Source organism: Variovorax sp. P5_A3, assembly GCF_056400665.1.
Genome location: NZ_JBFUKW010000029.1, coordinates 15,716 through 34,330, shown reverse-complemented (window position 1 = coordinate 34,330; position 18,615 = coordinate 15,716). Strand labels below are relative to the sequence as shown.

The 18,615-nt window shown below is 67.5% G+C and carries 15 protein-coding genes and 1 pseudogene; 9 read left to right on the top strand and 7 right to left on the bottom strand.

The window, feature by feature from the left end:
* Positions 1–7 precede the first annotated feature (7 nt).
* A complete protein-coding gene (locus tag AC1D3B_RS30735) occupies positions 8–682 on the top strand; it encodes a DsbA family oxidoreductase (RefSeq protein WP_478194495.1) in 675 nt (224 codons plus the stop codon).
* Between the two features lie 267 nt (positions 683–949).
* On the opposite strand, the gene AC1D3B_RS30730 is transcribed toward AC1D3B_RS30735, so the two are convergent.
* The 4 genes from AC1D3B_RS30730 to AC1D3B_RS30715 form a co-directional block, all read right to left on the bottom strand.
* Entirely contained in the window at positions 950–1,693 is a 744-nt protein-coding gene (locus AC1D3B_RS30730) for a glutamine amidotransferase (RefSeq protein WP_478194462.1), read from the bottom strand.
* A 36-nt stretch (positions 1,694–1,729) separates the two neighbouring features.
* Complete coding sequence (locus AC1D3B_RS30725; protein ID WP_478194461.1) at positions 1,730–3,154, bottom strand: GTPase/DUF3482 domain-containing protein; 1,425 nt, start codon at positions 3,152–3,154, stop codon at positions 1,730–1,732.
* A gap of 2 nt (positions 3,155–3,156) precedes the next feature.
* Positions 3,157–4,527 carry a DUF2868 domain-containing protein gene (locus AC1D3B_RS30720; protein WP_478194460.1) on the bottom strand — a complete coding sequence of 457 codons (1,371 nt, stop codon included), beginning with the start codon at positions 4,525–4,527 and terminating at the stop codon, positions 3,157–3,159.
* 340 nt (positions 4,528–4,867) lie between these two features.
* Entirely contained in the window at positions 4,868–6,739 is a 1,872-nt protein-coding gene (locus tag AC1D3B_RS30715; protein ID WP_478194459.1) for an ABC transporter ATP-binding protein, read from the bottom strand.
* A 113-nt stretch (positions 6,740–6,852) separates the two neighbouring features.
* On the opposite strand from AC1D3B_RS30715, the gene AC1D3B_RS30710 reads away from it, so the two are divergent.
* Both AC1D3B_RS30710 and AC1D3B_RS30705 read left to right on the top strand, forming a co-directional pair.
* Positions 6,853–7,677 (top strand): DODA-type extradiol aromatic ring-opening family dioxygenase, encoded by an 825-nt coding sequence (locus tag AC1D3B_RS30710; RefSeq protein ID WP_478194458.1) that lies wholly within the window; start codon positions 6,853–6,855, stop codon positions 7,675–7,677.
* Positions 7,678–7,703: 26 nt separating this feature from the next.
* Positions 7,704–8,582, top strand: coding sequence for an alpha/beta fold hydrolase (locus AC1D3B_RS30705; protein WP_478194457.1), 879 nt, complete (start codon positions 7,704–7,706; stop codon positions 8,580–8,582).
* Positions 8,583–8,594: 12 nt separating this feature from the next.
* On the opposite strand, the gene AC1D3B_RS30700 is transcribed toward AC1D3B_RS30705, so the two are convergent.
* Both AC1D3B_RS30700 and AC1D3B_RS30695 read right to left on the bottom strand, forming a co-directional pair.
* Positions 8,595–9,596 carry a Bug family tripartite tricarboxylate transporter substrate binding protein gene (locus AC1D3B_RS30700; protein ID WP_478194494.1) on the bottom strand — a complete coding sequence of 334 codons (1,002 nt, stop codon included), beginning with the start codon at positions 9,594–9,596 and terminating at the stop codon, positions 8,595–8,597.
* 35 nt (positions 9,597–9,631) lie between these two features.
* The gene (locus tag AC1D3B_RS30695; protein WP_478194456.1) at positions 9,632–10,624 is read right to left on the bottom strand and encodes a Bug family tripartite tricarboxylate transporter substrate binding protein; all 993 of its coding nucleotides are present in this window, start codon (positions 10,622–10,624) and stop codon (positions 9,632–9,634) included.
* A 152-nt stretch (positions 10,625–10,776) separates the two neighbouring features.
* Between AC1D3B_RS30695 and AC1D3B_RS30690 the strand changes: the two genes are divergently transcribed.
* The 6 genes and pseudogenes from AC1D3B_RS30690 (at position 10,777) to AC1D3B_RS30665 (ending at position 17,718) form a co-directional block, all read left to right on the top strand.
* A complete protein-coding gene (locus AC1D3B_RS30690) occupies positions 10,777–12,237 on the top strand; it encodes an FAD-dependent oxidoreductase (protein ID WP_478194455.1) in 1,461 nt (486 codons plus the stop codon).
* A gap of 75 nt (positions 12,238–12,312) precedes the next feature.
* Positions 12,313–13,167, top strand: coding sequence for an IclR family transcriptional regulator (locus AC1D3B_RS30685; protein ID WP_478194454.1), 855 nt, complete (start codon positions 12,313–12,315; stop codon positions 13,165–13,167).
* Positions 13,151–14,443, top strand: coding sequence for an aconitase X (locus tag AC1D3B_RS30680; protein WP_478194453.1), 1,293 nt, complete (start codon positions 13,151–13,153; stop codon positions 14,441–14,443). Before AC1D3B_RS30685 ends, AC1D3B_RS30680 begins: the two co-directional genes overlap by 17 nt.
* Positions 14,440–14,871 (top strand): annotated as a pseudogene (locus tag AC1D3B_RS30675) (aconitase X swivel domain-containing protein); the annotation flags it as partial. The gene AC1D3B_RS30680 and the pseudogene AC1D3B_RS30675, both read left to right, overlap by 4 nt.
* Before the next feature lie 113 nt (positions 14,872–14,984).
* Complete coding sequence (ilvD, locus tag AC1D3B_RS30670) at positions 14,985–16,703, top strand: dihydroxy-acid dehydratase (protein ID WP_478194452.1); 1,719 nt, start codon at positions 14,985–14,987, stop codon at positions 16,701–16,703.
* A 37-nt stretch (positions 16,704–16,740) separates the two neighbouring features.
* Positions 16,741–17,718, top strand: a complete 978-nt coding sequence (locus AC1D3B_RS30665) for a Bug family tripartite tricarboxylate transporter substrate binding protein (RefSeq protein WP_478194451.1) — start codon at positions 16,741–16,743, stop codon at positions 17,716–17,718.
* A gap of 11 nt (positions 17,719–17,729) precedes the next feature.
* Here the strand turns inward: AC1D3B_RS30665 and AC1D3B_RS30660 are convergent, their stop codons facing one another.
* Positions 17,730–18,551: an aldo/keto reductase gene (locus AC1D3B_RS30660; RefSeq protein ID WP_478194450.1), complete on the bottom strand. Its 822-nt coding sequence runs from the start codon at positions 18,549–18,551 to the stop codon at positions 17,730–17,732.
* Positions 18,552–18,615: the final 64 nt, after the last annotated feature.

Here is an 18,615-nt window from a genome sequence, read left to right as displayed (position 1 = left end):
CCGTGCCATGCCTACCCAACTCCATATCGATTTCGTATCCGACGTGTCCTGCCCCTGGTGTGCCGTCGGCCTGGGCTCGCTCGAAGCCGCCCTCAAGAACGTCGCGCCGGACGTGACCGCCGAACTGCGCTTTCAGCCTTTCGAGTTGAATCCGCAGATGCCGCCCGAGGGCCAGGACGCGTACGAGCATCTGAATCAGAAATACGGTTCCACGCGCGAGCAACAGGCGCAGGCCCGCGAAGGGATCCGGGCGCGAGGTGCGGCGGTCGGGTTCGAGTTCAGAAGTGAAGGGCGCTCCCGCGTCTACAACACCTTCGACGCGCACCGTCTGCTTCACTGGGCGGAACTTGAAGACGTGGCGAAGCAGGTCGCCTTGAAGAAGGCATTGCTCAAGGCTTGCCACACCGATGGTGAGAACCCCTCCGACCCGGAAGTGCTCGTGCGCCTTGCGAGCGAGTCCGGCCTTGATCCGAAGAGGGCGCGGGCGATTCTCGACAGCGACGAGTTCGCTACCGAGACGCGTCAACGAGAGCGGCTCTACACGGATGCCGGGATTCATTCGGTGCCGGCCATCATCATCAACAATCAGCACCTGATTTCTGGCGGTCAACCGGTGGAGATCTTCGAGCGGGCGTTGCGGCAGATCGCCGGGGCTGCGGCTTCTGGGGTGGCTGTTGCCTGAATTCCGGTAGGGGTTGGGGTGGCGTCGTCGGGCCACAACCGCTGATCACTCACGGAGCCCGGTAGGCGGTGCGGGCTGGGCGACCCCTCTGCGCCGCTGAGGAGCGCAGCTTCAGGCGGATAAGGGCCGCGCGTGTTTGAGCGCAGCGAGTTTGCGCGGACCCCGCCTGAAGCGAGCACCGGAAGGGAGCCCGAAGGGCCGGCGTAGCGGGGTCGACCGGCCCGCACCGCCTACCGGGCGCTCTCCCCAACGCAAACAGATCCCAAATCAGGCCGCAGCATCGTGCTCTTCGGCGATTTGAGCAAAGCGCCCAAGCAGGCGAGCAGCATTCACAGTACCCGTCACCCGTCCACGCAACGCATCAGGATCAACCCCTTCTGCACGCAGCGGCCCGGCAAGGTGATCCACATAGCCACGCATGATGTCCGCATCGAACTCCGGATGGAACTGAACGCCCCATGCGTTCTCGCCGATGCGAAACGCCTGCGTGCGCTCGAAGTCGTTGCCCGCCAGTCGTACGGCGCCCTCGGGAAGCCGTAGCGCGCTCTGGCGGTGCACCACGTGCGCATCGAAGCGAGGCGGCAAATCGTGCATCAACGGATCGTCGGCCGCTTCCGGCGTGAGTTCGACCTGGACCGTTCCGATCTCGATGCCTCCCGGATGGTCCCCGGCCTCGCCGCCCAGCGCATCCGCCAGCAGTTGATGACCGAAACAGATGCCCAGCACCGGTGTACCGCTGGCGACGAGTTGCGCGAGCCACGCCCCCGTGCTTTCGCTCCATGGATCGCGGTGCGACACCATCGCGTGCGAGCCGCTGACGATGGCGCCCGAGATTTCGGCGGGCCGCGGCAGCGTGTCGCCGCGCCGCGGATCGAGCACCACGACCGGCAAGCGCGTATCGCCGAGACCGGCTGCCATCCAGTGCTCGAAATCGCCACGCCTTTCGCGCAGCGCATCGAAGGTTTCGCCAAGCTTGATGATCGCCAATGGACGAGGGGAGAGATCTTCCATGCCCGCGATCATGCCGCAGTCCCGAACGCACGCAGCTCAATTCCGTCCAACGACCTCGATGGCGCCGGCAACATGCTGCGCCACCTGTGCCACGAGGTCCTGCCGTTGCGGCGCCTCGCGCCAGCGCAGACGAGCACCGGCTTCCCAGTCCGCGTGACTGCGCGCCGGTTGCGCGGCCCGGACCACGTCCGCGATCGTTTGGTGGGCGGCATCCGTCGCGTTCGTCGCACCGGCGCCGGTATCGATCCGTTCGACCGCCGCGTGGCCGCGCTGTTCCAGCGCCCGCAACAGCCGGAGCTGCCAGCTCAGGAGAACGAACAGCACGCGGTCTTCCACCGTGAGTTCATGCACGTCGCGCAACCTGTTGGCGAGCTTGCGGCCCAACGGCCCGAACCCTTGAGATACCGCACCGCCGATCGCACCGCCCAGCGCCGCGCCCGCGCCGAGCGACAGACCGGCCAGCGCGAGATCCGCAACCACCCCCACCGCCGCGCCGACGGCCACGCCCTTGCCGAGCAGGATGCCGGCGTCCTTGAGTGCCTCGGGATGGAAGAAGTCCATGGTCCATCGACCTTCCACCAGCGGCAGCGGTGCTTCGTCCGCATCGCCTTCACGAAAGCCGTAGAGCGCGAGCAGGTCGTCGGCGCAGCGCTGTGCCTTGTCGAACAGGGACTTCTGCAGTTCGGACACCAGCCGCCGGCGACCTTCGGCCTGCGCGAATTCGGTGGCGGAGGCCGTGCGACGCATCGACGTCGCATCGACCAGCAGTTCAGCGATGCGGGTGCTCGCCGATTGCCGACGTTGCGTGAACTCGGCCTCTAGAAAAGCGGCGACGCTGTCCAGCACCGCACGTCTGTCGCGCAACAGGGTTGAAAGATCGCGATAGAGATCGCGCTCTGCGCCGACGAAGGGCGCTGCCGCGTCGAAGCGAACCACGACATGGAGTCCGTACGCCGAGAGCAACTCCTTCCATGCGGCCTCGCGACTCGCGGGACGGCCGACGAAATTCAATACTGGCAGCACCGGCCGCGCGCAGGCATTCAGCAGCTCGATCTCCGCGCGGAACTTGGGCAGCACCGGTTCGCGCGCATCGATGACGAGGAACGCCGCATCCACGTCGAGCAGTGCACGAAGCACCTTGGCCTCCTGCTCGAATGCGCCGTGGGCTTCGGGGCCCTGGAGGAACTGGCGGATGCGATCGGGCGGCGTCAGGCTCCTGTCGAATGCTTCGAGATGCTCACGCAGTGCGACGGCATCCTCCAGCCCCGGCGTGTCGAAGAAGCGCACCGCGGGCGCGCCGTCGACCATGAGGTCGATCGATTCGACGTGGCGCGTGGTGCCGGGCAGCTCCGACACCTCACCGAAGTTCACGCGACGCGTGAGCGTTCGCAGCAGCGAGGTCTTGCCCGCGTTGGTATGCCCGACGACGGCGATGCGGATGGGCATGTCGGACCTGTTCATGCTCAGGCCCATCCGTGCAGCAGCGGTTCGAGTGCGTCGCCGGAGTGAAGGCCGTCGAGTCCGGCATCGGCCAGCCAGGCCTGCCAGCGTTGGCGGGCGGCGTCGTCCGTTGCGGCGCCGAACACCCACAGGCGGCACTGTCCGCTCACCGACATGACTTCGCGCAGGAAGCGCTCGGTGCCGCGGTCCGGGCTGGACGCCGCATGGCAGCCGACGAGCACGCGCCGAGGGCGCAACCGGGCCAGCGCGTCGAGCGCTTCGCGTATCGCGCCCGCGCTACCGTCGATGCGCATCGCCTGTGCGCCGCGCATGTCGAGCGCTGCCGGTGGCCAGGGGAGTTCATCGGGCAACTCGAAGCCGATGGCCATCAACGTGTCGGTGGTCTCACCGACGGCAAGGCTGTGGGGGACCTCCTGCCGCTGGTAGCCGGGATCGGCATCGACGATGCGGGGCGGTGAGAGCGCATCGAAGCGCGCGAACAGCTTGCGGTAGTAGGGCTGCGACACGTCGGGCCGCAGCGCCGCCTTGCGCGCTTGCCAAACGGCCGCGCTCAACAGGGCGAACGCCGCGCGCGGCAGCAGGCCGTAGACCACGATGCAGCCCGTGAGCCACAAGGCCCAGGCACGCTGGCCCGAGGCGGCCGCTAGCGGCGACAGGATGGCCTGCGCGTCGGGCACCGGAAACCCCAGCCATGCAGGTGCGCGACCGAGCAACTGCACGCTGTGCACGAAGAAATCGGGCTCGAGGATCGTGGTTTCCCAACTCAGCGTGTAGTTGCGAAACGCGAGCGCAAAGAGCATGGCCGCAAGCACCACGGCGAACGAAAGCGTCCAGATCGCGTGGCTCACGAAGCCCAGTGCCCAGGGCAGCAGCCGGGCTCGGTTCAGCAGCCGCGTCACGGCGCGCAGCAGAACCGGGGCTTGCCCGCGCTTGCCGCCCGCGACACGTGCCGTCAGCGCCAGCCAAAGCCCGCCAAAGGACACGTTGATCGAGCCCAGTGGAACGATGAGGCCGAGGAGCCAGAGCACCAAGGTGATGAGATGAAAACCAAGAAGGCCGGTGAGCGCCACGACGACGTTGATCTGCCTCTCGCCGCCGCCGAGGACGTTGCCGGCCAGCGTAAGCCCTGCGATGACGATGATCGCCACCAGTCCCAGCAGCACCCAAGGCGACCAGGCCCGTGCGTGAGTCAACGCCTCCTGAAGCCCGATGCGTTGGCCGAGCACATGCGCACGTTCAACGATGCGGGCGACGGGGTCTTGCCGAAGCCGCATCGCCTCCCGCATGGCCTGCGCATCGTCGAGCGGCCCCGCTTCCTCGACCAGTTGCACCGCCTCGGTGATCGTCGCATCCTGGAACGAAGAGGGGGGCACCACGGGGTTCAACGGCTTCCTTTACAACACTGAGCAATGCCGGCGCACCGGAGGGGAGCGCGAAATTATGCCCGTGCCAGATCGGCCGATCGCCCATGAAAAAAGGGGCCGCCCGGCGACCCCGACAACCCCGTGCCCGGGGGAAGCTGTGCAAGAGGAAATGGTGTTCTCAGCGAAGCCCGAAAAAAGAGAGGACGGCGACAACGACCACGACCAGACCGACGATGTAGATGATGGAATTCACGGTGGAAACCCCTCTTTGTTGAAGACGATTCCAGCTTGCCATCGCGCCGGGATTTCGATGTCGGCGGGCGTCACCGTGCACTGTAGGACTCGCAAGTCAGACCGTTGACGGCTCCTCCGCCATGTAATCTTCCTCGTCGCTGCCGTCTCCCAGGAAGCCGCCGCTCTGGTGGGCCCACAGGCGCGCGTAGAGCCCGCCTTTCGCCAGCAGCGACTTGTGATCGCCTTCCTCGACCACGCGCCCCTCGTCGAGCACGATCAGCCGGTCCATGGCCGCGATCGTCGACAGCCGGTGCGCGATCGCGATCACCGTCTTGCCTTCCATCAGGCGATAGAGGCTGGCCTGGATGGCCGCCTCGACCTCGGAGTCGAGCGCGCTGGTGGCCTCGTCGAGCAGCAGGATCGGCGCGTCCTTGAGCATCACGCGTGCGATGGCGACGCGCTGGCGTTGTCCGCCGGAGAGCTTGACGCCGCGCTCGCCGACATGCGCCTCGTAGCCACGGCGCCCGTTCGGGTCGCCGAGGGTCTCGATGAAGGCGTGCGCCTCCGCGCGAGCCGCCGCGGCACGGATCGCGACCTCGCTCGCGTCCGGCCGGCCGTAGGCGATGTTGTCGGCCACCGAACGATGCATGAGCGAAGTGTCCTGCGTGACCATGCCGATGTGCGCGCGCAGGCTGTCCTGCGTGACATGGGCGATGTCCTGGCCGTCGATGAGGATGCGGCCGCCCTCCAGGTCGTGGAAGCGCAGCAGCAGGTTCACCAGCGTCGACTTGCCCGCGCCGGAGCGGCCCACCAGGCCGATCTTCTCGCCCGGTGCGACGGTGAGCGTCAGGTCGTCGATCACGCGTCGCGACCCGTCGCCATAGCGGAAGCTCGCGTGCTCGAAGCGCACCTCGCCGCGCGGCACCTCCAGCGTGCGCGCATCCGGCGCATCGAGGACGGTGCGCGGGCGCGACAGCGTCTTCATCCCATCCTGCACGGTACCGATGTTCTCGAACAGGCTGGTCATCTCCCACATGATCCAGTGCGACATGCCTTGCAGGCGCAGCGCCATCGCGGTCGCGGCGGCCACCGCGCCGACGCCGACCGCGCCCTGCGACCAGAGCCAGAGCGCCGTGCCCGCCATGCCGGCGGTCAGGCCCATGCTCAGCGTGTGGTTCACGACCTCGAAGGCGCTCACGAGGCGCATCTGGCCGTAGCCGGTCAGCATGAACTCCTTCATCGCCGCGCGCGCGAAGCCAGCCTCGCGCTGCGTGTGCGAGAAGAGCTTGACCGTGGCGATGTTGGTATAGGCGTCGGTCACGCGGCCCGTCATCAGCGCGCGCGCATCGGCCTGCGCCTTGCCGACCTCGCCGAGGCGCGGGACGAAGAACACCAGCGAGCCGATGTAGAGCGCCATCCAGATCAGGAAGGGCAGCATGAGTCGCTGGTCGAGGGCGCCGGCCAGCACGATCATGGTGGCGACATAGACGCCCATCGCGACGAGCACGTCGGCCAGCACGAAGATCGTGTCGCGCACTGCCAGCGCGGTCTGCATGACCTTGGCCGTGATGCGGCCGGCGAACTCGTCCTGGTAGAACGCCATGCTCTGGCCGAGCATGAGACGATGGAAGTTCCAGCGCAGCCGCATCGGCAGGTTGACCGCCAGTGTCTGGTGCTTCACGATGGTCTGCAACGCGACCACCGCGATGCTCGCGAGCAGGGCGAAGCCGAGCCACATCAACGTGGTGCCGCGCTCTTCCCAAAGGCGCGCCGGCACCTGGTCGCCGAGCCAGTCGACGATGCGTCCCATCATGGCGAACAGCAGCGCCTCGAAGGCCGACATCGCTGCGGTGAGCAGGGCCATCGCGGCGATCTTGCCTCGCAGGCCCTGGGTGCACGCCCAGAGGAAAGGAGCGAGCCCGTGCGGCGGCAGGGCCGGTTCGGCGGGTGGGTAGGGATGAAGAAGTTTTTCGAAGAAACGGAACAAGGCAGGCTGTCTCCAGTGAGGCGTCACTGTACCGGCGGCCGGGCCGTTCCGCGCGGAAGGGGTTATGGCCGGGCCGGCCCGCATCGCTAGACTGAGGCCCAAGGAGCATTTCCATGAGCACGCAACTCTCGACCCTTCCAACCTACTTCATCTCCCACGGTGGCGGCCCCTGGCCATGGATGAAGAAGGAAATGGGCCCCACCTACGACAAGCTGGAAGCCGCACTGGCCGACATGCCGCGCCAGATCGGTCGCAAGCCGGCCGCGATCCTGATGATTTCCGCGCACTGGGAGGAGTCCGCCTTCACGGTGATGGGCAATCCGCAGCCGCCCATGATCTACGACTACGGCGGCTTCCCCGAGCACACCTACCGCGTGCACTACGACGCACCCGGCTCGCCCGAACTCGCTCGCCGCGTGCAGGGATTGATCGAGGCGGCAGGCCTGCCTGCGCGGATCGACGCCGAGCGCGGCTTCGACCACGGCACCTTCTCGCCGATGGTTGCCATCTATCCGAAGGCGGACGTGCCGGTCGTTCAACTGTCGCTGCGGCGCGGACTCGATCCTGCCGAGCACATCGCGCTGGGCCGTGCCATCGCACCATTGCGCGACGAGAACGTGCTGATCGTCGGCAGCGGCCTGAGCTATCACAACCTGCGGGCATTCGGCCCGCAGGCGCGCGATGTGTCGAAGGCCTTCGACGACTGGCTGGACGACGCGGTGGTCGGCGCCACGCCGGCGCAGCGGGTCGACCGATTGCTGCAATGGTCGACCGCGCCTGCAGCCCGCATCGCGCATCCGCGTGAAGAGCACCTGATACCGCTGATGGTCGCGGTCGGCGCCGCCGATGGCGAAGACGGGGAGCGCATCTACCACGAGGACGATTTCATGGGCGGCATTGCCGTGTCGAGCTTTCGCTTTGGTTCTGCGGCGGCCTGAACGCCGGTGCGCGGCACAATGCACCGGTGCCTTACTTCTCGACCTTCGACCCCCACGCGGAAGCCGATGCGCTCCGGCTGATCGCGCGCATCGATGCGCTGGCCAGTCACCACGATGCCGAGCATGGCGGCGTGCGCGTGCACTGGCGTTGCTTCGGCAATGACGCTACGCATCCGCCGCTGGTGCTGCTGCACGGCGGCCATGGGAGCTGGATGCACTGGCTGCGCAATGTCGAGGCGCTCTCGGCCCAGCACACGCTGTGGCTGCCCGACCTGCCGGGCTTCCACGACTCCGACACGCCGCCGAAACCGGCGTCGGGCCAGGCGCCGGTCGATCCCTTGCTCGATGCGCTCTCCGCAACGCTGGATAGCCTGATCGGCGAGCAGACCGAGATCGATCTCGGCGGTTTCTCCTTCGGCGGCCTCGTGGCTGCCAAGTTCGGCGCCCGACGCGGCGGCATCCGCCGGCTGGCCCTGCTGGGCAGCGGCGGACACGGCACGCTGCGCCGCATGTCGGTGGAGATGGTCAACTGGCGCGCCGCCGAGGATCGCGATCAGGAACGTGCGGCGCTTCTGCACAACCTGGCCGCGCTGATGCTGTACGACAAGGCCACCATCGATGCACTGGCCTTCGCGATCCACGACATCTCCTGCCACGGCACGCGTTTCCGCAGCAAGGAGATTTCGCTCGCGGGCGGTCTGCAAGCGGCGTTGGATGCCATCGGGGGGCCGCAGCTTCTGATCTGGGGCGAATACGACGTGACCGCCGATTCGCGCCCGCTCGTTGCGCAACTCGCAGCCGGCCACCCGCAGCGCGAAGCCGTGGTGATCGACGGCGCCGGCCACTGGGCGCAGTTCGAGCGCGCGGATGAGGTCAACGCACAGTTGCTGCGTTTCCTCGCCTGAATCACACGCGGGCTACTGCTTCGTCAGCCCGAGCTTGCGAATGATGTCGCCCCATTCGTCGTAGGTCTGCCGGGTGAGTTCGCCCAGTTGCTGGGGGCTCGATGATTCGGCTTCGTACGCGCCCTGGCGGAAGAATTCGCGCGTGGCGGGCATGGCCAGCACCTGTGCCAGCGCCGAATTGAGGCGGGTCACCACCGGCGCGGGCATGCGCGCCGGTCCGTAGAAGCCGAGCCAGCTAGCCATGTCGAGTCCGGTCACGCCCTGTTCCGTCATGGTGGGCACGTCGGGCAGCATCGGGCTGCGGCGCGGCGCGGCCACGGCCAGGATGCGCACCTTGCCGGTCGCTGCGTTCTGGATCGCATTGGGCGCCGCATCGAAGTAGTACTGCACACGGCCTGCGAGAAAGTCCTTGGCCGCGTCGGAGCCGCCCTTGTACGGCACGTGCACCACATCCAGCCCGGCCTGCCGGGCGAAGGCCTCGCCGTAGATGTGCGACGAAGTTCCGGTGCCGAAGGATGCATAGCCCAGCTTGCCGGGGTTGGCCTTGATGTACGCAATGAGTTCGGGCACGGTCTTCGCGGGCACGCTGGCGTGCACGGTCAGGACCAGCGGACCGCGGGCGCCGAGCGAGATGGGCGTCAGATCCTTGAACGGGTCGTACCTCACCTGCGCCAGCGTCTGCGGGTTCTGTGCCACCACGGACGATGGTGCGTACATGAGCGTGTAGCCATCGGGCGCGGCGCGGATCACTTCCTCGGTCGCGAGGATGAAGCTGGCCCCCGGCCGGTTCTCGACGATGACGGGTGTCTGCAGCACGTCGGTCAGCTTGTTGGCCACGAATCGCGCTTGCGCGTCCGAAGCCCCACCTGCTGCCAGGCCGAGCACGATACGGATGGTTCTTCCCTTCTCCGGGAACGGCGGTGACCCGGCCATGGCTGCGGAGGAGGCGAGGCACATGGCGATCCAGGCGGTAGCGCTGCGACGGGTGATGGCGGTGGCGATTGTCAACTTCATGGTCATGGGGCTTTCGGTGCGGCGGTCTGCCGCTCTCATTGCTTCGTCAGGCCGACCTGCTGCACGAGGGCGCCCCAGCGGTCGTAGGTGGAACGGGTGATGTTGGCGAACTCTTCCGGCGTCGTGGCTGCTGCCTCGTAGCCGCCCTGGCGATAGAGGTCCCGGACCTGCGGCATGGCCAGGACCTGCGCCAGCGCCGCATTCAGCTTGGCGACCACCGGCGCTGGCATCCGCGCCGGCCCGTAGAAGCCGAGCCAACTCGGCAGGTCGAGCCCGACCACGCCCTGCTCGGCGAGCGTGGGAACGTCCGGCAGCGCCGGGATACGGGCCGCCGCAGCGACCGCGACGATCTTTACCTTGCCGGTGCCGGCGGCGATGATGGCCGAGGAAGCCGAGTCGAACATGTACTGAACCCGGCCGCCGATCAGATCCTTCGCCGCGTCGGAGCCGCCCTTGTAAGGAACGTGCACCGCATCCAGCCGGGCCTGCTGGGCGAAGGCCTCGCCGTAGATGTGCGACGAAGTCCCGGCACCGAAGGACGCATAGCTGACCTCGCCGGGATGGGCCTTGACGTAGGCCACCAGTTCACGGGCATTGTTCGCCGGCACGGTACTGCTGACCGAGAGCACGAGCGGACCGCGTCCGCCCATGGAAATGGGGGTGAAGTCCCTGAACGGGTCGTACGGCACCTGCGAGAGCGTGTGCGGGTTCTGCGCCATGGTCGACGAAGGCGCATAGAGCAGGGTATGGCCGTCCGGTACCGCACGCGCCACTTCGCTGGCAGCCAGCATCGTGCTGGCGCCGGGCTTGTTGTCCACGATCGCGCCGGTGCCCAGTACCTCGCCGAGCTTCTGCGCCACGATGCGCGCCTGCGCGTCGGTACCGCCTCCAGCGGTGAAGCCCACCACGATGCGGATCGGCTTGCCCTTCACGGGGAACGCCTGCGCCACCACAAGCGGCGAGAAGGTCAGCAGGGCGGCGCCCGCCAGCATGGCGAAGGTGCGCCGTGAACCATCCAGAACGTCCATGACTGTCTCCAACTTTTCGTTAGATTTTATGGACTATCAAATCATTAATGTTAGATAAATGTCATGGTAAACCCTGAAGTTGCACCATATTTGTTGACTAAATGAACTTGAAGTCCAAAATACGATGAAATGATCTGGCAATCAACGAACTCATGAAAACCGTCGTCCGCACCGATGAGCGCATCCTCAGCTCCGACATCTTCGATCGCGATGGCCGTGTCGAGCGGCCCGACCACGGCGCGTGGTCGGAGCCGGGCCGGGACATTCCGATCTACCACCGCTGTGGCGTTCTGGTGGTGGGCGGCGGCCCTTCGGGCACGGCGGCGGCGGCAGCGGCCGCCCGGCAGGGCGCCGACGTCGCCTTGCTCGAGCGCTACAACCATTTGGGCGGTCTTTCCACCGGCGGCCTGGTGATCTGGATCGATCGCATGACCGACTGGGAAGGCAAGCTGGTCATCCGCGGCTTCGCCGAAGAGCTCTTCGACCGCCTGCCCGTGGATGCTGTCGCCGGTCCCGCTCGCGGCGACTGGGGCTCGCAGGACGCCCGGAAGGCCGCGCACTGGTCACACCGCACGGCCGCCTATCACGGCATCGTCACGTGGTCGCCCACCATCGATCCCGAGCGGCTCAAGCTGCTGTCGCAGGAGATCGTCGTGGAGCGCGGCGTCAAGCTCATCTATCACTCGTGGGCGGCCGTGCCCATCGTGCAGGACGGCGTGGTCAAGGGCGTGGTGTTCGAGAGCAAGGAAGGCCGCATGGCGATCATGGCCGACGTGGTGGTCGACGCCACTGGCGACGGCGACCTGTTCGCACGTGCAGGCGCGGCCTTCGTGAACGACATCGAGGAGGCCGACGTGCACCACTGCATGAACACCTCCTGGCTGTTCGGCGGCGTGGACATGAATCGCTGGATCGAGTTCAAGGCCGGTCAGCCCGAGGCCTTCGCCGCTTTCATGGCGCGCGGGCGGGAGCAGCTCGGCCTGTTCGAGCGTCCTTTTGTATCCTGGCGCAATGACATCGCGCTGTTCATGGGGCCGCGCCAGTCCGGCTACTCGGCGCTCGACGTGGATGACCTGACCGCGGTGGAAGTGCGATCCCACCGCGCGATGGCTGCTCATCTCGACTACTTTCGGGCCCACGCGCCGGGCTTCGAGAGCGCCTACATGTTGCTGAGCGCTCCACAGATCGGCGTGCGCCACGCACGAAGACTGAGCGGCGTCGGCGCGGTGCTGCGCAGCCAGTGGCCCGAGGGCCGGCCGCTGGCCGACGAGGTGGGCGTGTCGCCGGCGGTGTCGCCCAAGTTCCCCAACATCTCGATCCCCTACGGCGCACTGGTGCCCCGGCAGCTCGATGGCCTGCTCGCCTGCGGGCGTCACATTTCGTGTGATCGCAATTCGCACGGCTTCATGCGCGAGATTCCCCAGTGCTGGATCACGGGCCAGGCTGCCGGCACGGCCGCCGCCCTCGCGGCTGAAGGACGCATCGCGCCGCGGGCGGTCGATATCGGCGCCCTGCAGGCGGCCCTGCTGCAGCAGGGCGTGTACCTGCGGCCCGGTGCTGAGGCCGGCGAGGAGACCGACCTTGCAGCCGGAGGCCGCATCGCGGTCGCCTGAATCATGTCCGCCGTGAATCACACCGGGGGCGCAGCGACTGCTCCAATGGCGGGGAACACCTTCAAGGATTTCCCGATGCCCGCAGACAAGACCGACACCTTCGCCAACCCCGCCGAGCCCGAATCGCGGGCCGATCGCCCGGATACCGTCAGTGCGCTGGAACGCGGCATCTCGGTGCTGCGCTGCTTCAGCGAGGAGCGCCCGGTGCTGGGCCACGCCGAAGTGGCGCGCATCACCGGCATCCCGAGGCCGACCGTCAATCGCCTGGTCGCCACCCTGCTCGCACAGGGCATGCTCAAGGCCGCGCCCGTCGCCGATCGCTTCATGCTCGGCCCCGGCGTGGTCTCGCTGGCGCGGGTGTTCCTCGGCAGCCTCGACGTGCGTGCAGTGGCGCGGCCCAGCATGCAGGCCATGGCCGAGGGGGTGGGCGCTTCGGTCTACCTGGCGGTGCGCGACGGCATGGAGATGGTGCTGATCGAGGCCTGCCGCCCGCGCACTTCGATGCTCGCGCCGCGGCTGGACGTGGGTTCGCGCGCGCCCTTGCCCAATTCGGCGCTCGGCAGGGCCTACCTTTCGGCGCTGGACGATGCCGCGCGTACGCAACTCGTCGATTCGCTGCGCCTGCTGCGCGGCCCGGAATGGGACACCCTGGCGCCGGGCATGGCATCCGCCATCGGCGAGGCGAAGCGGCTGGGCTACTGCCTGTCGCTCGGCGAATTCCATCGCGAGATCAATTCGGTGTCGGTGCCCCTGGTCGGTCCGGGCAACGAGATCATGGCGCTCAACTGCGGCGGCGCGGCCTTCGTCTTCACCGAGGAGCGACTGCGCAACGAATTCGCGCCGCGCCTGCGCGAGATCGCGCTGGAGATCGCACGCAACATCGGCGGCCACGTGCCGGGAACAGAGGCAAGCCATGTACCTGAGCGATGAAGAGAAAGCCATGCTGGACGGCCGCGACGGCCCGGCCGCGCAGAAGGCGATGGACCTGCTGATGCGCTACGGCGAAGCCCTCGGCGCCGAGCGCCTGGTCGAGACGCACAACGTCTGCGCCACCATCACTTCGAGCACACCCTTCCAGCGCGACTTCGCGCTGGACAAGGGCGGCATGGATGCGGTGTTCTCCGAATTCAGCCTCGACAGCCAGGAGGTGGTGACGATCCCGAAGTTCAAGACCTTCACCAGCCACTTGCAGCTCGGCTTCGATCCCGGACAGCCCGAGCGCATGGGAGTGAGCGAGGAAATCGTCCAGTTCTACAACCGAAGCGAACGGCATGCCGCCGGCCTCGGCGCGCAGATCATGAACACCTGCACGCCCTACCAGGTGGGCAACATCCCGACGCGCGGCGAGCACTGCGCGTGGATGGAGTCCTCGGCGGTGGTCTATTGCAACTCGGTGCTCGGCGCGCGCACCAACACCGAAGGCCGCGAGAGCACTGGCGCGGCCATGCTGACCGGGCGCATTCCGTACTGGGGCTATCACCTCGACGAGAACCGTCTGGCCTCGCATGTGGTGGAGCTCGATATCGACGTCGAGTCCGTGCAGGACTGGGGCCTGCTCGGCTACTACATGGGCGACCGGGTCCAGGAGCGCGTGCCGGTGATCCACAGCCGGCGCGGCATCGGCCGCGTGCCGAACCTGCCACGGCTCAAGCACTTCGGTGCGGCCGCCTCGTCGTCGGGGGGCGTCGAGATGTACCACATCGTCGGCGTCACGCCGGAGGCCTTGACGCTGGAGCAGGCGCTCGGCGGCAAGGCGCCGGTCGAGGTGCTGCGCTACGGTGAGGCCGAGCGCCGCGCCACCTACGAGAAGATCAACGCCACCGGCAGGGACGCCGAGATCCAGTACGTGATGCTGGGCTGTCCGCACTACACGATCGAGCAGATCTGGGAGGCTGCTCAGCTCATCGAAGGCCGCAAGGTGCATGAGAACTGCGAGCTGTGGATCTTCACGCCGCGCGCCATCAAGTCGCTGGCCGACCGCAACGGCTACACGAAGATCATCGAGGACGCGGGCGGCATCATCATGTCCGACAGCTGCTCGGCCATGAGCCGCGCCGTGCCCAAGGGCACGCGGACCGTGGCGCTCGACTCCGCCAAGCAGGCGCACTACCTCCCCGCGATTCTCGGCGTGCAGGCCTGGTTCGGCACCACGGCGGAGTGCATCGATGCCGCCTGTACCGGGCGCTGGAACGGAGGCGGCGCATGAATGCCGCATTCGCCGAGAAGGCCCTGTTGACGCTGCAAGGCCGCAAGGTGGTGGGCGGTGTCGTCGAGGGCGAGGCGCTCGTCACGCGCGACCGCATTTCGGGCTGGGGCGGCATCGACCCCCGCACCGGCACGATCGTCGAGACGCGGCATGAACTGCGCGGCCAATCCTTCGCGGGCAAGGTGCTGGTATTCCCGGGCGCCAAGGGGTCCTCGGGCTGGTCGGCGATGTTCCATCTCGCGAGGCTGATGGGCACGGCGCCCGCGGCGATGCTGTTCAACGAGATGACCACCAAGATCGCGCTCGGCGCCGTGGTGACGCATGCGCCTTCGCTGACCGACTTCGACCGCGACCCGCTCGAATGCATCGAAACTGGCGACTGGGTGCGCGTGGATGCGGACCGCGGCGTGGTCGAAATCACGAAAAAGGACCACCCCCAGGCTTGCTCACTTCGTGTAGCCGCCAACCCCCTCGCAGGGGGCGACACCAGCGGCCTGGCAGAGCCAGTTCCGCGGTGCCTCACGAAGGGGGAAATCACACCATGACCCAACCCATGACCACACCTCGTCCCCTGCGCAGCAACTTCCCGCGCGGCTCCTATCTCTGGTCGGTGCGCAACGCGCACTGGCGAGCGCTCGGCATCCCCGAGGAGGACTGCGAGAAGCCCAAGATCGCGATCGTCAACAGCTCATCCGAACTCGCGGCCTGCTTCAGCCATCTCGACAAGGTGGCGGCCGAGATCAAGGCCGCGATCCGCGCGGCGGGCGGCGTGCCTTTCGAGATCCGCACTGCCGCGCCCAGCGACTTCATCACCGGCGCGGGCGCGCGTGGCGCCTACATGCTGGCCGCGCGCGACCTGGTGACCAATGACATCGAAGTGGCGGTCGAGGGCGCGCAACTCGACGGCATGGTCTGCCTCACTTCCTGCGACAAGACCGTGCCGGGCCAACTCATGGCCGCGGCGCGCCTGAACATTCCGACACTGCTGGTCCCTTGCGGCTACCAGCCCAGCGGAGAGTATCGCGGCCATCACATGGACATCGAGGAAGTGTTCATCGGCGCGATGCATGCGGTCACCGGCAAGCTGCCGGTGGAGGAACTGGTGGGCATGAGCCGCGAGGCGATTCGCGGCCCGGGCGTTTGTTCGGGCCTGGGCACCGCGAATTCGATGCACATCGTCTGCGAAGCGCTCGGCATGGCGCTGCCCGGCAGCGCGCCGGTGGCGGCACTGAGCCCGAAGATGATGGCCGACGTGCGTGCAGCCGGTGCGCGCATCGTGCAGATGGTGTGGGATGACCTCAAGCCCCGCGACATCCTCGTGCCCGGTGCCTTCGCCAACGCGGTGCGCGCGGTGCTGGCCGTCGGCGGTTCGCTCAATACGGCCAAGCATCTGCAGGCGGTGTCGACGGAGGGGCAATGCGGCGTGGACGTCTATGGCCTTTTCGAACGCCTGGGCCCCGCGACGCCGGTGCTCGCGGGTGTGCGGCCCATTGGCGAGCACACCATCGAACAGTTCGAAGCCGCGGGCGGCTGCCTCGCGCTCATGAAGCAACTGGAGCCGTTGCTGGACACCGGCGGGCTCACCGTGACCGGCCACACCGTCGCCCACAACCTGCGACACGCCACGGTGGCGAACCCCGAGGTGATCCATCCCATCGACAGTCCGGTGGCCCCGCATCCGGCGATCGTGCTGCTGCGCGGCAATCTTGCACCCGAGTCGGGCCTGATCAAGACCGGCATCGTCGAGCGCAAGGTGCGGTGCTTCACCGGCCCGGCCTTGTGTTTCTGGAGTGCCGACGGTGCCATCGCAGCCCTGAAGGAAGGAGCCATCCGTCCTGGCCACGTCGTGGTGATGCGCGGTGCCGGCGTGTGCGGCGGCCCGGCGATGGGGGGTGGCGCATCCCGCGTAGTTTTCGCGATCGACGGTGCCGGTCTGGGCGACGAGGTCGCGCTCCTGACAGACGGACATCTGTCAGGTCTCGTCTGCAAGGGGCTGGTGGTGGCCGAGGTGTCGCCCGAGGCAGCGGCAGGCGGCCCGCTCGGACTGCTGGAAGACGGCGACAGCATCACCATCGACCTCGACCGCCGCCGCCTCGATGTGGCGCTGACCGATGAGCAGCTCCAGATCCGCCGTTCGAACTGGAAGGCGCCGGCGCCGGTCCACGACATCGGATGGCTGCAGCAGTACCGCCGCAACGTCGGCGCGCTGTCGCAGGGGGCGGTGCTCGTCCGCACCGAGCCTGCGACGCCGCTGGAGTAGGTCTCACCCAACCGGCGCGACGCGCAAGGAGACAGACATGCAACGCAGAAGCTTCAATCATTGGGCAGCAATGGCCGTTGGCGGCGTGCTGGCCGTGCCGGGGACCGCGGCGTGGAGCGCGGACGTCTATCCGCAGAAGCCGGTGCGAATGATCGTCGGCTTCGCGCCGGGCGGCGGCGCCGACGCGCTCGCGCGCATCATCGCGCAGGGCCTGTCCAAGCAATTGGGGCAACAGGTCATCGTGGAGAACCGGCCCGGTGCCGATGGCATCCTCGCGGCGCAGGCGGTGGCGGGCGCGCCACCCGACGGCTACACGCTGCTCATGGGCACCAACACGGCCATGGTGGCCGCGCCCACGTTGCGGCCGAATCCGCCCTACGACCCGTTCAAGTCTTTCACGCCCATCAGTTCGGCAGGCCAGTTCTCGATGTTCCTCGTGGTGCCCTCGGACCTGCCGGTCAAGAGTGTCAACGAACTGCTGGCGATGGTCGCGGCCAAGCCCGGCGGCTACAACTCGGCTTCGAGCAACAGCGCATCCGAGCTCGCGATGTTGCAACTGCTGGGCGAACGCAAGGTGGTCAACGCGCGCTACAAGGGCGACATGCAGGCCATGACCGATCTTCTGGGCGGGCAGATCCACATGATGTTCACCACGGGCACCCTGGCGCCCAGCTTCGTGAAGGAGGGGCGCGTCCGCGCGCTGGTTACGCTGCAACCGCAGCGCAGTGCGTTGCTGCCCGACGTGCCGACGGCCAGCGAGGTGGGGCTGGGCAAACTCACGATCACACCCTGGGCGGGCTTCTTCGGACCGCCGGGCTTGCCGACGGCGATTCTCGACCAGCTCTCCAGCGAGTTGCAGAAGACGCTGCAACGCCCCGAGGTGCGCGAGCAACTCGTGCAGCAGGGTTTTGAAGGCTACGGAATGAGCCCGGAGAAGTTCGCTGCCTTCTTTCGCACGCAGTACGACGCCTTCGGGTCGACCGTCAGGCAACACAAGCTGAAGTTCGAGCAGTAGCGACCGCGGTTTCAGCCGCCGATGGTGGGCGCGTTGCGCCGCCAGAACTCCGCGTCCGGCAACGCGCCCGCGCCGGCCGCCGCGTTGTCCGCCATGTGCTCGGGCCGGCCTGTGCCGGGAATCGTGCAGGTCACTGCGGGATGGCTGAGCACGAACTTGATCAGCACCTGCGCCCAACTCGTGCAGCCGATCTCGCCGGCCCAGGCGGGCAGGGGCTTGTCGCGCAGTCTCCGCAGCAGGCCGCCACCGCCGAAGGGCATGTTGACGATCACCGCCACGTCGCGTTCCGCCGCCAGTGGCAACAGGTGTTGCGCCGCTTCGCGCGCGTCGAACGAATAGTTGATCTGCAGGAAGTCGAGCTTCTCGGCGCGCAGCACGGCCTCGACCTCCGCGTAGGCCGATGAGGTGTAGTGTGTGATCCCGATGTAGCGCACGCGGCCTTTGTCCTTCCAGCCGCGCAGGGTCTTGAGGTGTGTGCGCCAGTCGACGAGGTTGTGCACCTGCATCAGGTCGATGCGGTCGGTGCGCAGACGCGCGAAGGACTGTTCCATCTGGGCGATTCCGGCGTCGCGGCCACTGGTCCACACCTTGGTCGCGAGGAAGGCCTTGGCCCGCTGGTTCGACGCGGCCAGGAGTTCGCCGGTCACCGCTTCGGCGCGGCCGTACATCGGCGAGCTGTCGATCACCTTGCCGCCCGCGGCGAACAGCGCATCGAGCACACCCGGCAGGCGCTGGTACTCGGCGCTGCCGGCCGCGACGTCGAAGCCGATCCAGGTGCCGCAGCCGACCACGGGCAGGGCTTCTCGGGTGGAGGGGATGGGGCGGGTGTTCATGCGGACGGCTCCCGGGGTTTGGGCGGATGCGCGGAACGGCCATGCGGCGGAGAGCGACAGTGCG

What these genes read in the sequence shown, in the direction of transcription:
- AC1D3B_RS30735 (WP_478194495.1), top strand. Translation starts at nt 8, where the DNA reads ATGCCTACCCAACTCCATATCGATTTCGTATCCGACGTGTCCTGCCCC.
- AC1D3B_RS30730 (WP_478194462.1), bottom strand. Translation starts at nt 1,693, where the DNA reads ATGGAAGATCTCTCCCCTCGTCCATTGGCGATCATCAAGCTTGGCGAA.
- AC1D3B_RS30725 (WP_478194461.1), bottom strand. Translation starts at nt 3,154, where the DNA reads ATGAACAGGTCCGACATGCCCATCCGCATCGCCGTCGTCGGGCATACC.
- AC1D3B_RS30710 (WP_478194458.1), top strand. Translation starts at nt 6,853, where the DNA reads ATGAGCACGCAACTCTCGACCCTTCCAACCTACTTCATCTCCCACGGT.
- AC1D3B_RS30700 (WP_478194494.1), bottom strand. Translation starts at nt 9,596, where the DNA reads ATGAAGTTGACAATCGCCACCGCCATCACCCGTCGCAGCGCTACCGCC.
- AC1D3B_RS30695 (WP_478194456.1), bottom strand. Translation starts at nt 10,624, where the DNA reads ATGGACGTTCTGGATGGTTCACGGCGCACCTTCGCCATGCTGGCGGGC.
- AC1D3B_RS30690 (WP_478194455.1), top strand. Translation starts at nt 10,777, where the DNA reads ATGAAAACCGTCGTCCGCACCGATGAGCGCATCCTCAGCTCCGACATC.
- AC1D3B_RS30685 (WP_478194454.1), top strand. Translation starts at nt 12,313, where the DNA reads ATGCCCGCAGACAAGACCGACACCTTCGCCAACCCCGCCGAGCCCGAA.
- AC1D3B_RS30680 (WP_478194453.1), top strand. Translation starts at nt 13,151, where the DNA reads ATGTACCTGAGCGATGAAGAGAAAGCCATGCTGGACGGCCGCGACGGC.
- ilvD (WP_478194452.1), top strand. Translation starts at nt 14,985, where the DNA reads ATGACCCAACCCATGACCACACCTCGTCCCCTGCGCAGCAACTTCCCG.
- AC1D3B_RS30665 (WP_478194451.1), top strand. Translation starts at nt 16,741, where the DNA reads ATGCAACGCAGAAGCTTCAATCATTGGGCAGCAATGGCCGTTGGCGGC.
- AC1D3B_RS30660 (WP_478194450.1), bottom strand. Translation starts at nt 18,551, where the DNA reads ATGAACACCCGCCCCATCCCCTCCACCCGAGAAGCCCTGCCCGTGGTC.